This is a genomic window from Shewanella sp. Shew256 (assembly GCF_002196695.1).
Lineage (GTDB): Bacteria > Pseudomonadota > Gammaproteobacteria > Enterobacterales > Shewanellaceae > Shewanella > Shewanella mangrovisoli.
Map to the genome: position 1 here is coordinate 1 of NZ_NAJR01000003.1, position 15,507 is coordinate 15,507.

The window sequence follows — 15,507 nt, forward strand, 5'->3', positions numbered from 1 at the left end:
TTGGAGGTACTCAGGCGGCCTGATTATCAAATCACGGAGAAAGAATTGCTGGCGGCCTGGGTATTATTCGCCAATCAGTTGCTCAAATATGGCTATGCTATGGCTGATTTATGAGGGGATCCTTCAGCGCTTAACCTGCTCCTGTCCGGCCGTCATGGTCGATGTGGCCCTTTGGGTGCTGTCTTTAAACCGACTGACAATCAGCTCAATTTGTGAGGTCGACTGGCTGGTTCGGCTAGATAACTGCCGCACCTCGTCGGCAACAACAGCAAAGCCGCGGCCACTTTCCCCCGCACGCGCCGCTTCAATCGCCGCATTGAGTGCTAACAGATTGGTTTGATCGGCGATGGAGCGGATCACTTCTAACACTTGATGAATCGCTTGGCTATCCTGCTCAATCGTTTGCACCACATCGGAAAAATGACTCACTTGCACACTCAGTTGATGTATCGCCTCGATAACGGTTTCAAGCCGTGAATGACCGCGCTGCGCCGCCTGATGACTAGAAACCATCTCGGAGGCGGTGCGGTGGATATTGTCCGTCACTTCCGCAAAGCTGGCACTCATTTGCTCCATTGCGGTTGCCGCCTGCGAGGTTTGCGCGCTCTGGCTATCGGCGTGCTCCCAGGTATTAGTGATAGTTTGTTTAAGATTGACACTCTGCTCTTGGATCTCACTGGCAGAATCCGCCATTCGGCCAACTACGCCGCCGATTTCGGTAATTAAAAATCGCAGGGCAAGATCAATTTTACCGATTTCATCCTGCCTGCCGGTATAAACGCCCATAGCAACAGGGTCATCGATAATATTACTGGCCACCCGCACTAATTCCTGAAAAGGCCGCATAAGCATGTACCACAGTCCCCAAGCAATCAGCCCACCCGCTAGCACAGCCAAGATGGGCGAATAAGTCGCTAAGGATGCGGTTAACGCGATAGTAAACAACATCGCCGTGAGGACTTTCCCGCCAAATCCTAACCGGTCTTTTTTTAATGCTTTAGGCTGTTTACCTTGATTGATCCCTTGATAGATCTCTTCGGCCGCCTTGATTTGCTCAGGGGTCGCTTGGCGACGAACCGATTGATACTCATGGATTTTGCCGTTCTCATATACTGGTGCGACATAGGCATTGACCCAATAATAGCCCCCTGTTTTGGTTCTATTTTTAACAATGCCCATCCAAGGTTTACCGCTTCTTATCCTCTCCCAAAGCATTTTAAAAGCGGCGGCAGGCATATCACCATGGCGCACTATGTTATGTGGGCTTCCCTGCAACTCGGCAACGCTATATTCACTGATCTGCGAAAAGGTCTGGTTAACATACTTAATGTTGCCCTTCAGATCGGTCGTCGAGAGGAGAATAGCGTTTTCGGAAAGGTGTTTTTCACCATTTTTTGAATGTGTTTGCATAGGGCGCACTAACGGATTCCATGTGAAAGTTGCGCCGCATTTTGCCAAAATGACAGAATGCCTGCTTTGATTAAGCTCACAATGGCAGCATAAAAATTAACCAAATCCTAAACAAGTAAGATCAATCACATCAACAAAACCAAACATTTGTGACAGATTGCACATTGCTGAATTATTCCTGCGCAAACGAGTCCGGCGTGATTTTGCCCCGTCACAAATACGTTAAGGATCTCACAGATAAACGCAAATGATATTGTTTATCATTTAAATAAACTGAGTTATACTCCAAACCGAGTAGCAACTCTCCTTTGCTCATGCACCCAAGTGGACAGGGTTAGGCATAAGTACAATCAATGGAGTGGTATGCGTGACATGGCAGGTCGCCATAACGGTTTAATATTGACTGAAATAAGCAGCACTTATGTCTCATATCCCTGTATCAGATACACCTTCAGCAACTTCGGCAGCTTCAACTGCCGCTGTAACGGGTTATTTTCAAGCAGCCTTACGCTGGTTTAAGCAAGATCAAACCCAGTTTGGTTTTCAAGTGTTTGTTCGCGCCAGTGCCGCCTTATTAGCGGGCTATATTGCGGCGGCAACACTAGCCTGTTTACTGACGCAAGTACTGCCTATGTCTCGATTTGAGAGCACATTAACGGCCAATATGTTGGCATTTTTGTTTTATGCCATCGCGATAATTTATGCCTTCTGCGTGCGTAAAACCTGGCATGCGTGGCGGGATCTCACGCTATTTAGTCTCCTGTGTTTTGCTCTGCTTAAGGTGTGTGGACAGTAAGATGAAAGAAACCTTTTTTAGAACCCTATCTTGGCTACATACTTGGGCGGGTTTACTCGTTTGTTGGGTATTATTGCTGATCTTCTTTGCTGGCAGCCTGAGTTATTTCCGCCATGAAATGAGCCTATGGGCCGAGCCTGAGCTTCACCGCGGGGCTTTTCAGGACTATCAAGTTGACCAAATCGCCAACCAACTTGAGAAGGGACAAAGCTATATTGAAACGCATTCCGCCCCAACCACACAGCGCTGGTTAATTAATTTCCCGACAGAACGCAGCCCAATGCTGAGTTTTGCTTGGCAACTGCCGCCTGAAAAGGGGCAACGCCGTGGCAAAATCGAGCAACATACCGCACTGGCCGATGGTAGTGGCGTCATCACTGATATCCGCGATAGCCGCGGTGGTGACTTCTTCTATCGTTTACATTTCGACCTGCACTATATGTCCGCCATTACGGCGCGTTACATTGTGGGTGTCTGCACCATGTTTATGTTGATAGCCCTTATCAGCGGCATCGTTATCCATAAGCGTATCTTTAAAGACCTATTTAGCTTTCGCCAGAACAAGGGCGCGCGCTCATGGTTAGATGCCCATAATGTAAGCTCAGTGATTGCCCTACCCTACCATTTGATGATCACTTATACCGGCCTCATTACCTTAATGTTGATGTATATTCCATGGACGGTGAGCACAGCTTATCCTGAGGATAATCAAGCCTTTTTAAAAGAACTCAATCCGGCGAGACAAACCGAAAAAGCTTCGGGCATTCAGGCTGAGCAAGTGCGCTTAAGCCAACTGCTACCCCAAGTTCAGGCTGAATGGGGCGATGCGCCTATTAAGCAGGTGATTGTTTCTTATCCTAAAGATCAAAATAGCCAAGTCACCTTCTACCAAAATACTGGCAAAGAGGTCACCGATGAGTCGTCAATCTTAGTCTTTAACGGCGTGACCGGTGAACTCAAATACGCCAGCCCCCATGAAGTGTCGGGAACCGTCGCCACGTACGACACTATGATGTCGCTGCACACCGCACGGTTTGCTGCGCCACTGCTGCGTATTTTGTTCTTCTTCTGCGGCTTACTCGGTTGTGCCATGGTGGCATCAGGCACCTTAATGTGGGCGATTCGTCTACGCCAGAAACAGCAAAAAGCAATCGATAAAGGTGAAAAAGCAAGTCGTGGTTTGCGCTTAGTTGAAGGCTTAAACTTCATGTTTATCTTAGGCTTGCCCTTGGGCGCGGCAGCGTTCTTCTATGCCAACCGCCTGTTACCCGTCGATTTTGCGACTCGCTCTGCTTGGGAGGTTCACTGTTTCTTTATCGCCCTAGCGGCAATGGGCGCTTGGGCATTTTTCGGTAGAAGCAGACGCCATTGGCAATTGGCCTTAATGCTAATCGGAGTACTTTATTGTGCGCTGCCGGTACTGAACGCATTTACCTCGCCAAGCCACTTTATTGACAATATCCGCAGCCAACAATGGGCACTGGTGGGGTTTGATATAGTCGCTCTACTACTGGGTAGTGCGATGTTATTTGCCAGTACACGACTCTCTGCTGTGGTCAAAACACTGCAAAAACCGAGTCGAAAAAATACGGCTACAGCTGAAAAAGTCATAAGAAAACAGCCAGATCCGAGTTATGCTAACGAACTTGCCTCGTCGTCTCCCTTGGAGGAAGCAAAATCATGATGCCAGAATTTATCCCTATGCTCGGCATTCTCGGGCTTAGTTATCTCTCCCTTGCGCTGTTTGCATTAGCCAAGTTTGGCCATTTTAAGGATGTGTTTAAACGCCCACCGTCACAATGGCAGAGCCACCTGTTAACCCTGTTTGCTTGGCTGTTATTAATCATCAGCTTAAGCACCTGCGCCCACGGGCAAGGCTGGGCCTATGGCAGCATTCTGTTTATGGGGCTCATCTCGCTAGCCGCCATGTTAGTGATTTTGACCCTAAGCTACAGCCCACGCCATCTTCCCATTGGGATTGTCACTGGCAGTGTATTGACCAGCAGCTTGCTGTTAAGTGGTGGGTTCTAAACCGTTTCACAGGTGGCGCACTAAACTGTGCGCCCCATGCTGGAGAAGTCTTTTTAGCTAAGCTATAGTGCCCTGATGTCCTGCTATGAGGAGAAAAACATGGGCTTTAACTTAACGGTGAATTGGCAAACCTCTCCAGCCGAAGAAGGCGAATTCTGCCGTGACCACAGCATTACGTTTGGCAGCGGTCAAACGATTCAGGCATCTTCAGCCCCCGAATATAAGGGGAATGAACATTTGGTGAATCCAGAGGAAAGCCTGCTTGCGGCCTTGTCCTCCTGTCATATGTTGACCTTCCTCGCCATCGCTCATCTTAAACGTCTCCCTGTCGCCTCCTATGTCGACGAGGCTTCGGCTGAGCTAGGGAAAAACGAGGCTGGCAAGCTTGCAGTCACAAAAATGATCTTAAATCCTAAGGTAGTGTTTGCCGAAGGTGTCGAGGTTTCTGCTGAGACTCTTGAGAAAATTCACGAAAAAGCACACGCAAACTGCTTTATCGCCAATACGTTAGCGACAGACATTCAAATTAAGTTTTAACGATTTGGGGCAAGTTTATCGCGATAAACTTGCCCTCTCCGATGACCCATTTCCCTACCCGTTCAGCTTAGCTCAAGCTAAGTTACCGTATGATAACGCCATATCGTACGCTCACACTCGAGGTAAGCTATGCAAATCCAAGCCTATCGTAATACCGCAACACCCTATCAACAGCCAGCAGCAACAGCCACGACGAGTACGGCAACAGCCGCACCCGCCAGCGCGAGCACTGTGACCCTATCTAATGAAGCGAAACAACTGTCGCAGGTGGACCCGATCCCACAACCTCAATCGCCAGACTTAAGCAAAGTGAAGGCGGGTGTTGAGCAATATGCTCATATTCAAGCGACCAAAATGAAATATCAGGTTGCATCGGACATGGTCAATATCGCGATGGGAACGAACGATGGGATTTCGGCTCCCACGGCTTACTATTTGAGTCACAACGATTCCGCTCGGGCAGCAACTGTGGGGCAAATGGCCAATCAACAACAGGTCAACACCCTGCAAGCCTATGTTGATGCCAGCGAAAACATTAATGAGTGGGCATAAAAAAAGGTGTTGTCTCGGGAACCACAAGACAACACCCTAACATTGAACTAAGCCAGCTTAACTTGGCTAACTTAAACCTTAGTTAAATTTCTATTTTTTAAGCTAATTACTTAGCTTTTATGTCTTCTGCCATTCCTTTCGCCGGCATAGGCTGCGCCTTCAATGCGGGGATAGGCTGCTTAATCAACTCATCCTTAAGATAGCTGATGGCCGTTTCAAGCTGCGCATCGTGGCCGTTAAAGGTCGCAAAGGGTAAGTTATCCACCTCGATATCCGGTGTTACCCCATGTCCTTCGAGTACCCAGCGGCCATCCATCGCATATTGCGGATATTCGGCGACCCGCGCCATACCTTTATCTGTGAGAGAGTTACGACCCGATAACCACACGCCAGCGCCCGCAGTTTGCTTGCCAATGAGCGGAGCAATGCCCAGCGCCTTAATCCCCGCCGAGAAGGTTTCACCATCTGAGTACGTTAGCTCGTCGGTTAACACCACTAAATGGCCACGGAAGGTTTGCTGCATATTGGTATTAGGCGTGCCATGGGTTGGCTGCCAGAATGCCCAAGCGCGGCGTAACAGTTTTTCGATGATCCAACTATCAATATTGCCACCGCGGTTACGGCGCACGTCGATAATCAAACCGTCCTTGTCGTAATTGGTGTAAAACTCACGGGCAAAACTCTCAATATCGCCGCCGCCCATGGCGTATAAATGCAGGTAACCAATCTTGCCCTTACTCGCCTCGGTCACGACACCTGCGTTGTGGTTAACCCAATCTAAGTAACGTAATTGGCTATCGACCTGAGTGCTAACCGGCATCACCACGGTTTTATGGTTTTGGCTGCCGCGTTTAAGCTCGAGTAATACCTGCTTATCCTGCTGATTACGCAATAAACGAGTCACATCGGCCACATTAGTCACAGGAGTGCCATTGATGGCGAGTAACATATCGTCTTCTTTCGCATCGACTTCGATACGGCTTAAGGGCGATGCCTGGCTTGGCAGTTCAGGATCATTACGATAGATATGGGCAATTTTTACCCCATCGTTAGTTTGTTGTAGCCGAGCGCCTAAACTCGCACCTTTGGCCGCGTCTGGGTCTTTTGGCAGATCGCCACCCCGCACTTGCGAGTGCAACGAGTCTAGCTCGCCCATCATCTGCATAAAGATATCGTTTAACTCGTTACGATCGGTTAAACGGTCAAGTAGCGGTTGGTACTTGGCCTTGGTCGCTTGCCAATCGAGGCCCCGCATCTTCTTATCGAAGAAGGAGTCCCTGTGCATTAACCAAGCATCTTCAAACATTTGTTGCCATTCTAGGGTGGGTGAAATCGCTAATTGCCACTGATCCGTTTGCACCTTGGCGTTTTCGGTATCCCCCAACTTGTCGCCCGCATCTACGATCAGCAGCGACTTTTCATTGCTTTTTTTGCGCAGCAACAACTTGCTACCATCGGCGGACACACTGTAGTTCGCCACGTCTTCGGCAAACACTTCGGCTTTAGGGCGCTGCTCGCTAAACTTAATCGTCATCAAGCTAGGCTCAGTGTCATCGCCAATCGCTTGGTCGAGCACATAGAGACGACCATCAATGGCAGTTAACTGGCTGTAATTGCCTGAATCGACAGGCACTTGCCATAAACGCTCGCCAATTCCCGCCCAATCAATTTTTACCGGCGTCGGTTTATCTTTAGAGTCTGCCTTTTCCGCCGTCTTAGCCGTCAGCTCTGTGGGTTTGCTAAAGGGGAACTTGGCATTCTTCACTAAGGCAATCGCAAAAATCTGGCTACGTTTATCAAACACTGGCCCCATATTGCGGTCGCCCCAAGGTGAGCTTGGTGTCGCAGTAAACTGGCGATTGGAGAGGAAATATAGCCACTGGCCATCGCGACTAAAGGTCGGCGAATAGGACTCATACTTGTCGCTAGTGAGCGTTTGAGCCTTATTTTCGTCCACAGAATACAGCACGATTTGTGGCCTTTGCTTGCCGATTTCGGATTTAGTTAACGCGATAAAACGACTGTCTGCCGACCAGCGAATATCCGCATAGGGGCCGAGTCCCTCACCGTTGCTGATGATTTTTTGATTGGAGTTTTTCTTCAGATCCAGCAACCACACATTGCCATCGTTATCGTCGTGGGCAAGGTAACGACCATCGTTAGACAGACTCAGCGTCATTCTTAAGGTATGACCATCTTTGGTGAGTTGCTTCGCGCCGCTGCTGCCATCGGCAGGAAATTGCCAAATTTCCTGTTGACCACTCATGTCGCTGATGGCATAAACCGATTTACCATCCTGACTCATAATCGCATTGCGCACGCGATAGGTACCAGGCAGTGCCACTTGCACTAAACGTGAACCATCAATTCCCGCAATCGCCACATGGCTGCGGGCAGTGATCACCACTTTATCACCCGCAAGCGCAAGGTTCGCTGAGGTCGCATAATCCATAGGATCTTTTACCCAATGCTCGCGGCGTTGAGCAAAATCGGATGTTAATTCAATATCTAATAATGAGTCTTTGGCAGAGGCGATATCAAAAACATGAATATCTGCGCCCTGCTGGAACACGACTTTGCCTTGGTCCATGCGCGCGCCGCGCACTTGCCAATCTTTATATTGGGTCAACTGTTTCGCGTCACTGCCATCCAGAGCCATGGACCAGAGATTGTCGTTACCATCGCTGTCGCTGATAAAGTAGAGTCTGTCTTGCCATAGCATAGGCTGACGCACCGAACCTTGATGCTGACCACTGAGCAACTGCGCCTCGTCTTTGCCGCCGAGTTTAAAGCGCCATAACTCACCCTTAGCGCCGCCGCGATAAACCTTAGCGTTGTCGCCGGTGACCTGCAGGCCAAAACGGGTAAAGTACACATATTGATTATTGGCATCGACCACCCCTTCTACTGCGTCCGCAAGTGGTAAGTCAGTCGTCGCCAAGGTCTCAGGGTTAACCAGTCGCAACATCCAATTGTTCGCAGGGCCAAAGCCACTGTCGGTGGAATAAAGCACTTCGCCCTTTGCGGTCCAGCCTTGCACGCGCACTCGGCTGTTTTCGAAACTCACTCGTTTGGCCACACCACCCGCCACAGGAATGACATAAACCTCACTCGCGCCCTCATAATTGGCGACATAGGCCACCCATTTACCATCGGCGGAGATGGCCGCACCTAACTCTTCGGCGGGTAAAGTGGTCAGGCGCATCGCCGCCTTTTGCCCGAGCGTTTGAGTCCAAAGATCGCCTTCGGCCGTAAAGACTAAGGTTTGGTCATGCAATGCTGGCGCACGGTAATAACCTTGATTGCTCGCGGGTTGAGCGATGGCGTGGGCTGCGGACAAAGTGCCAAGGGCGAGCATGCAGCAGGCAACAGAATGACGAAGTTTCATGTGTAATCTCTATCCTATTGTTATTGTTAGCAATGGACTTTCTAGTGGGCGTGATTGACGAATGATGACCCAAAGTCTGGCAAAGTAATCCCACAAGCTAGCAGAAATTGATAGAGAGAGCAGTAACTGAAGGCAACAGAAGTTTTAGCAAATGTGTCATAGGCTTACCATTTGCTATACCGATAATCTTAACGGTATTTCTCAGGTTTAATCGAAGGTGAGTAAGTCGGCATATTGCGCGGAGAGCGAATTAAACTGATGGCTGGTTTTCGTTTGCTGCGCCAACGAAATTTGCTGCCATTTATATACAATTCGGGCAATTTCCCCGTTGGTACTTAACGCCTTAATTGCAGCATTAAATTGCTTTAATTGCGCTGATGAAAGGGTTTGTTTGCTGAGCATTAAGTGAATTTGGTTGCGGTCCAACACTGGCTTTAGCGGTGATAACCTCACCCCTTGATGCTGACTGGCGATATAAGGCATGGCCATGGCATCACCAATAATCAGATCCGCACGGCCATAGGTGAGCATTTGCACTGACTTATCGGCATCGGGACTGAGTATCAACAGATGCTCTTGCTCCAAGCGCTGCCGCGTCTGCTCATAATCCACCCCATACCAACCACTGATAGGCACTAACAAACGCAGTTTCTGGCTAAAAATATCTTGCCATTGGGTTAAGCGGATCTTGTCTTTGTTTTCATCCAACACAAATAAACGCACGGTTTCATCACGGTAGGCGGCGGAAAATAAGGCATACTCTTCACGCTCAGCGGTTTTAGTGGCGCCCATCATCATGTCTAAGGAGCCACTTTTCAGCATTTGATGCGAGCGCTTCGCCGGCACATTGATAAAAGTGACCTCGCAGCCTAAGTGTTCGGCAAAGGCGCGAAGCAGGTCCACATCTAACCCCTGCGCCTCCCCCTGTGGATCTTCCCAGGCATAGGGCGGCCAATCGTTATAACCCACTTTGAGGGGATTTAAGCAAACGGGCGCTCCGGCCTCAGATGGAACACCTAAAGCGGGGAAAATAAAAATACATAACAGCAGGATATGGCTAAGCTGAAAAACGAACCTAGACACAATAGTCGCCCCATAATCGGTTGTTCTCGTCCTCATCGAGAATGTCTAACGCATTGAGTTTACCGTTATAACCCGCGGCATTCCCATCGCCTTCATAAGCTTAGTATGCATCAACTGAGGATGCCATGGCTTGAACTCCCGTAAGAAAGCCGTCGCTTAAGGCATCCTATTTAAAGCAAGCATTTATAGATTACCGCCACCACTTTGGCTGGTTCACCCATATCCGTTTGCAACCACACTATATGGGTGCCGCCTAGCACCTCCCCTTGTAAGGCAGCGGATTGTTTTGCTTCGGCAAGGTTGTTGGCATGGCGACTCACACCTGTGACTAGCGCAAAACTGTCACAGTGAGTCACTTCAAAATCATAGGCTTCGTTAATGCGCCGTGGTAATTGAGGGGGTTCTAAGGCGCAACTTGAGAGAAAAAAGATAAGGCAAATCCCTGATAAGGCACATTTAAACAAAACAGTTTATCCAATTGTTAAATCCTAAATAGGCGGGCGAACATAACGAATTCGATTCAACTTAATTGTGAAGCAACTCACATCCCTTTAACGACAACCAATACACTAAGTTACAAATATTAATTTGATTTCATATGGTTATATAAAGGTTTGATAATCACTGTGGATGATAAGCTTTGATTAATTCTCTCGAGCCTCATTTACACTTGTAAAAAAGGGAGTCAATCGACTCCCTTTTACCTGTTGCTTAATGGCGATTCGCCACCTCAGCTTAACACCGCAAATAAATGTGACTTTAACTGAGCAAAATCGGCGGCTAATTCAGCCGAAAGTATGGGTTTATGCTCCACCGCTTTAAGTTCTGCAGGCAGAGGTAAATCGAGATTAAGCTCTCTATCCACGACGTCCTTAAACTTGGCAGGATGTGCCGTACCTAAAAATATTCCCACTTCATCAGGCACTAAGTTAAGCGTTAAGGCTCTGGCAGCAATCGCTGCATGGGGTTCGGACACATAACCTTTGGCATGTAACTCGGCCAGCGCCTCCGAGGTTTGTGCCTCTGATAAACGAATCCCCACTAGGTCCACCAATGGCCAACCGAGTTTCTCGCAAATGGCCTCGACGCGCGGCCAGTTACTTGGCTCGCTCACATCCATCGCATTGGACATAGTCGCTTGAGTGGGATTGGGTTGCCAATCACCACTCTCTAAATAACGTGGGACAGTGTCATTGGCGTTGGTGGCGGCAATAAAACGTTTGACGGGTAAGCCCATGGCTTTGGCAAATAAGCCCGCGGTGAGATTACCAAAATTACCACTGGGCACGGCAATCACAGGATCGGCCTCATGGCGCTGCTTCGACTGTGCGACCGCTTCGAAGTAATAACAAATCTGTGCCAGCAAACGACTGATATTGATTGAGTTGGCCGAGTTTAAATGCAAGCCATCACGCACATCGCTATCTTCAAAAGCCTGTTTGACTAAGTGCTGGCAAGCATCGAAATCGGACGCTACTGCCACAGTGTGAATGTTCTTACCTAAGGTGGTAAACATCTTTTCCTGTAGCTCACTGATTTTGCCCTTAGGATAGAGCACCACGACATTGACTTTATCTAGGCCGTAAAAGGCATCGGCCACCGCTGCCCCAGTGTCACCCGAGGTTGCTGTTAAAATGGTTAAGCGCGAGTCTTGGGCAAAGGCATTGATGCATTGCGCCATAAAGCGCGCGCCAAAATCCTTGAATGCTAAGGTTGGTCCGTGGAAAAGCTCGAGGCACGAGCGCTGCTCATCGACCGCAACCAAGGGCAAATCGAAATTAAAGGCGCGCTCGACCAGTTTATCTACCGCGTCTTGCCCAAGCTCTGAGGCAAGCCAAGCGCCGAGCACTTTTTTACTGCGCTCGACAAAAGGCATCGCCAGCAGCGCCTCAATATCGTGCAACACTGGGATTTGAGTAGGAAAAAACAGCCCCCTGTCTTTACCGAGTCCTAATTGCACCGCTTCCTTAAAGCTCACTTTCTGCGAAGGGTGTTTTAAATTATATAGTTCCATGCTCACTCGACCTTATCAGTGCCAAGCCTTTAGGCTTGGGCTTAATGCTTTTAAAAGTAAGAAAATTAATCGACTCGGCGCGTGCCTTGCTCATCGAGGCGGCACACATGGGCAAAGCCCCCCGCTTCGGTCAAATAATGAGCCTCTAACCACGCCTTGGCCGCATTAGCAGTCGCGAGATCATCAGTCACCGAAAACAGCGTTGGCCCACTGCCCGAAATGCCAGTGGTTAACATGCCTAATTCGGCGAGTGCCGCTCTGGCGTTGTCATAACCCGGTATCGCAGCCGCGCGGTAAGGTTCGGCCAACACATCCTTCAAGACTTGAATCGCAAGCTTGGCGTTTTGCTGATAAGAGGCGTGCACAAAGGCACTCAAATAACGCCCAAAATCGATGGCCACGGACTTATCGTATTGTTCTGGCAGGAGTTTACGCATCATGGCCGTTGAGAGTGAAATCCCAGGATACGCCACCACCCAATACCATTGTTTAAAACTGGGAATAGCCTCACAGATAGCGCCGGGCACATTGAGCATTAGCTGCATACCGCCCAAATAACAGGGCGCGACGTTATCGTAATGCACACTACCGCTTATCTTGCCCTCAAACTCGCCCATGAGTTCGAGTAGCGCTTGTTTATCGTATGGACGTTCAAAATGCTCGTTCAGCGCATAAAGCGCTGCAACCACAGAACTGGCGCTCGAGCCTAAGCCACTGCCGACGGGCAAGTTTTTTTCTAGGGTTAATGCCACGCCTTGGTTTTCTTTCCCAAGGGCTTTTAAGAAAAACACCGCGCATTGATGGACGATATTATCCTCGGGATTGCTGGGTAACTTATGCGCCCACGCTCCCACTTGAGTGAGGCTCACCCCCGCATCCGCCGCCGCAATAGTGACTCTATCGCCCAGTAAACTGCCATCGATGGGCGCAAGTGCTGCGCCCAATAAATCAAAGCCCACACCCACATTACCCATAGAGGCGGGAGCGTAAACGGTCAAACTCATACACTCACCTCACGAGTCCAATTTAAGGTTCTTAATACATCGGCAAAGGCGCCGGCCGCTGTCACTTCTGTACCCGCACCGTATCCACGTAATACGAAAGGAATCGGCTGATAATAACGGCTGTAGAATGCCAGCGCGTTTTCACCGCCTTTTACACTGTAGAGCGGATCGGTAGCATCGACTTCGGTGATACGCACATAACACGCGCCTTCTTCAATCTGCCCCACATAACGCAGCACTTTACCCTGCGCTTTCGCCTCAGCCACTCGCGCCGCAATCGCAGCATCGGCCTCGGGTAAACGTGCCATAAAACTTTCCACATCGCCTGAATCATCAAAATCGTCAGGTAAGACTGAGTCGACAACGATATCGCTTAGCTCAAGTTTCAAACCCACTTCACGGGCCAAGATCAGTACTTTACGCGCCACATCCATACCACTTAAATCATCACGGGGATCGGGCTCGGTAAAGCATTTTTCCCGCGCCAGTTTAGTCGCTTCTGACAGCGTCATACCCTCATCGAGTTTACCGAAGATAAAGGATAAGGAGCCTGACAAAATACCGTTAAACTTGTGCAACTTATCACCAGCAAATAACAGTTTTTTTAAGTTATCGATAACGGGCAATCCGGCGCCAACGTTAGTCTCATACAAGAACTGACGACGTTGTTTCAAGGCTGTTTGACGCAGTGCTTGATAGTAAGCGTAGTCTCGAGTATTGGCCTTCTTATTGGGCGTCACCACGTGCATGCCCGCATTCATCACCTCTAAATACTGGTTCGACACTTGATCGCTTGAAGTACAATCCACCAGCACAGGGTTTAATAACTGTTGCTCTTTCACCCAAGCCAATAGCGCAGGCAGATCGCTTGGCTGCTGACTGTCGGCAAGCAGGTTTTGCCAATTGTTTAAATCGATACCCGCACTATCGAGTAACATCTTGCTTGAATTCACGATGCCGCAGACACGAATGCTAATGTGCTGCTCTTTTAACACGCTCGCCTGATGTTTGATTTGCTCGAGTAGACCTGCGCCAACATTGCCGCAACCCACTAAAAACACATCCAAATACTGCTGCACATCGAAAAAGCCCTGATGACAGGCGGCAACCGCATGTTTGGTCTTTCGCTGTTCGATTACCGTTGAAATAGAACGCTCGGAGGAGCCTTGAGCAATCGCGATAATATTCACACTCGCCTGCGCTAACGCTTGGAAAAACCGCGCCGCCACACCTTTATGGGTACGCATGCCATCACCAATCAAGGAGACGATTGCTAAGTCATGGCGCATTTCAATCGGCTCGAGTAAGTCACTTTTGATTTCTAGTTCAAACTCTTGCTCTAGCGCCGATTTCACCTTGGCTGCATCACTGGTCGCCACACAAAAGCTGATGCTGTATTCGCAAGAACTCTGGGTGATGAGTGACACGGAAACGCCACTACGGGAAATTGCCGCCAGCGTGCGGCTCGCCATGCCGACCATGCCCTTCATGCCGGGGCCTGAAACATCAAACATGGTTTGATTATCCAGATTAGAAATGGCCTTCACCTGCAGACCGCTTTCATCGGCCTGATTCGATACCAGAGTGCCAGGCGCATCGGGATTAAAGCTGTTCTTGATATAACAGGGAATATGAAACTGGGCGATAGGCGCAATGGTTTTAGGATGCAGCACCTTTGCGCCAAAGTAAGACAGCTCCATCGCCTCTTGATAACTGAGCTGTGACAGCAACTTAGCATCGGTGACAACCCGAGGATCGGTGTTGTATACGCCGTCAACGTCGGTCCAAATCTCACAACTTGAAGCATCTAAACAAGCGGCCAGCACGGCAGCGGAATAGTCAGAGCCGTTACGGCCTAAGGTCACAACCTTGCCGTCTTCATCGGCGGCGGTAAAGCCGGGCATCACCCAAACCCGTTTTTCATCGAGGGCAAGATTTTTGAATCGCGGTTTACTGACGGCAATATCCACCACGGATTCGAGCGGACGACCACGGCCTAAAAACAGCTCACGCGGGTCCAGCTGCGCCGAAGTGATGCCTTTGGCCAGCATGACTTGCTCCATCAAAGCAGCAGACAAACGCTCGCCAGCAACCACGATTTCGGCGCGCACCCCGTCAGGGCATTCCTGCAGCAGCGTAATACCGCGTAATCTGTCCTGCCAACGTGCAAGCTGCGCACTCAGTCCGGCGAACAGCACTTCGCTTTGACTGCTCGAGAGTCCAGAACTGACCGCATCCTGATAGAGCGAGGTAAACACCCGTTCAACGTGTTGAATGACTGGCGAGTAATCTTCCCCTTTCACCGCCACATCGACCATTTCTAGCAAGGCGTTTGTCACTGTCGCGGGCGCAGAGAGCACAGTAGCCACAGGTTCTGCTTTCGCCGCCTTGGCCACGATATCCGCCGCCATTGAAAATCGCTGCCAATTTGCAAGCGAGGTACCACCAAATTTCATTACTTTCATCTTGATCTCCTGTACCGCGCCCGACTAAGAAACATAAGCTAGAAACAAAAAAGCCCGCTTCTTTGTGGGAAGCGGGCTCGTCGTTAAAATTCTTTAGGGTGTATCAGCCCGCCCCCACTCTGGTTGTAGTGGTGGTTGTAATAATGGTAATTACTACAAAACCTAGGCTATGCATACGTTTGGGCTAATCCATGTCAATGTGATGTAAAACAGAATTGCCTTTTTCA

The 15,507-nt window shown here is 49.4% G+C and carries 11 protein-coding genes and 1 pseudogene; 5 read left to right on the forward strand and 7 right to left on the reverse strand.

Going from position 1 to position 15,507, the window contains the following annotated elements; all coding sequences use genetic code 11:
• Nucleotides 1–126: 126 nt before the first annotated feature.
• Nucleotides 127–1,410, reverse strand: a pseudogene (locus tag B5P39_RS05695) (methyl-accepting chemotaxis protein); the annotation flags it as partial.
• Nucleotides 1,411–1,831: 421 nt separating this feature from the next.
• Between B5P39_RS05695 and B5P39_RS05700 the strand changes: the two are divergent.
• From B5P39_RS05700 to B5P39_RS05720, 5 genes are all read left to right on the forward strand, one after another.
• A complete protein-coding gene (locus B5P39_RS05700) occupies nt 1,832–2,206 on the forward strand; it encodes a DUF3649 domain-containing protein (protein WP_088210788.1) in 375 nt (124 codons plus the stop codon).
• 1 nt (nt 2,207) lies between these two features.
• On the forward strand, nt 2,208–3,890 hold the full coding sequence (locus B5P39_RS05705; RefSeq protein WP_088210789.1) for a PepSY-associated TM helix domain-containing protein: 1,683 nt from the start codon (nt 2,208–2,210) through the stop codon (nt 3,888–3,890).
• Complete coding sequence (locus B5P39_RS05710; protein ID WP_088210790.1) at nt 3,887–4,237, forward strand: DUF3325 domain-containing protein; 351 nt, start codon at nt 3,887–3,889, stop codon at nt 4,235–4,237. The genes B5P39_RS05705 and B5P39_RS05710 overlap by 4 nt, the downstream gene beginning before the upstream one ends.
• A gap of 99 nt (nt 4,238–4,336) precedes the next feature.
• Complete coding sequence (locus B5P39_RS05715; protein ID WP_088210791.1) at nt 4,337–4,774, forward strand: OsmC family protein; 438 nt, start codon at nt 4,337–4,339, stop codon at nt 4,772–4,774.
• A 129-nt stretch (nt 4,775–4,903) separates the two neighbouring features.
• Nucleotides 4,904–5,326 (forward strand): hypothetical protein, encoded by a 423-nt coding sequence (locus tag B5P39_RS05720; protein ID WP_088210792.1) that lies wholly within the window; start codon nt 4,904–4,906, stop codon nt 5,324–5,326.
• Nucleotides 5,327–5,432: 106 nt separating this feature from the next.
• Here the strand turns inward: B5P39_RS05720 and B5P39_RS05725 are convergent, their stop codons facing one another.
• The 6 genes from B5P39_RS05725 to thrA form a co-directional block, all read right to left on the reverse strand.
• Nucleotides 5,433–8,714, reverse strand: coding sequence for a S41 family peptidase (locus B5P39_RS05725; RefSeq protein ID WP_088210793.1), 3,282 nt, complete (start codon nt 8,712–8,714; stop codon nt 5,433–5,435).
• A 207-nt stretch (nt 8,715–8,921) separates the two neighbouring features.
• Nucleotides 8,922–9,833: a substrate-binding periplasmic protein gene (locus B5P39_RS05730; RefSeq protein ID WP_283771399.1), complete on the reverse strand. Its 912-nt coding sequence runs from the start codon at nt 9,831–9,833 to the stop codon at nt 8,922–8,924.
• Between the two features lie 134 nt (nt 9,834–9,967).
• The gene (locus B5P39_RS05735; RefSeq protein WP_425383176.1) at nt 9,968–10,237 is read right to left on the reverse strand and encodes a hypothetical protein; all 270 of its coding nucleotides are present in this window, start codon (nt 10,235–10,237) and stop codon (nt 9,968–9,970) included.
• A gap of 290 nt (nt 10,238–10,527) precedes the next feature.
• Entirely contained in the window at nt 10,528–11,811 is a 1,284-nt protein-coding gene (thrC, locus tag B5P39_RS05740; RefSeq protein ID WP_088210796.1) for a threonine synthase, read from the reverse strand.
• 65 nt (nt 11,812–11,876) lie between these two features.
• Complete coding sequence (gene thrB / locus B5P39_RS05745) at nt 11,877–12,815, reverse strand: homoserine kinase (RefSeq protein ID WP_088210797.1); 939 nt, start codon at nt 12,813–12,815, stop codon at nt 11,877–11,879.
• Complete coding sequence (gene thrA / locus B5P39_RS05750; RefSeq protein WP_088210798.1) at nt 12,812–15,280, reverse strand: bifunctional aspartate kinase/homoserine dehydrogenase I; 2,469 nt, start codon at nt 15,278–15,280, stop codon at nt 12,812–12,814. The genes thrB and thrA overlap by 4 nt, the downstream gene beginning before the upstream one ends.
• Nucleotides 15,281–15,507: the final 227 nt, after the last annotated feature.

Coding starts and splice junctions, on each gene's coding strand:
- B5P39_RS05700 (WP_088210788.1), top strand. CDS start 1,832: ATGTCTCATATCCCTGTATCAGATACACCTTCAGCAACTTCGGCAGCT.
- B5P39_RS05705 (WP_088210789.1), top strand. CDS start 2,208: ATGAAAGAAACCTTTTTTAGAACCCTATCTTGGCTACATACTTGGGCG.
- B5P39_RS05710 (WP_088210790.1), top strand. CDS start 3,887: ATGATGCCAGAATTTATCCCTATGCTCGGCATTCTCGGGCTTAGTTAT.
- B5P39_RS05715 (WP_088210791.1), top strand. CDS start 4,337: ATGGGCTTTAACTTAACGGTGAATTGGCAAACCTCTCCAGCCGAAGAA.
- B5P39_RS05720 (WP_088210792.1), top strand. CDS start 4,904: ATGCAAATCCAAGCCTATCGTAATACCGCAACACCCTATCAACAGCCA.
- B5P39_RS05725 (WP_088210793.1), bottom strand. CDS start 8,714: ATGAAACTTCGTCATTCTGTTGCCTGCTGCATGCTCGCCCTTGGCACT.
- B5P39_RS05730 (WP_283771399.1), bottom strand. CDS start 9,833: ATGAGGACGAGAACAACCGATTATGGGGCGACTATTGTGTCTAGGTTC.
- thrC (WP_088210796.1), bottom strand. CDS start 11,811: ATGGAACTATATAATTTAAAACACCCTTCGCAGAAAGTGAGCTTTAAG.
- thrB (WP_088210797.1), bottom strand. CDS start 12,815: ATGAGTTTGACCGTTTACGCTCCCGCCTCTATGGGTAATGTGGGTGTG.
- thrA (WP_088210798.1), bottom strand. CDS start 15,280: ATGAAAGTAATGAAATTTGGTGGTACCTCGCTTGCAAATTGGCAGCGA.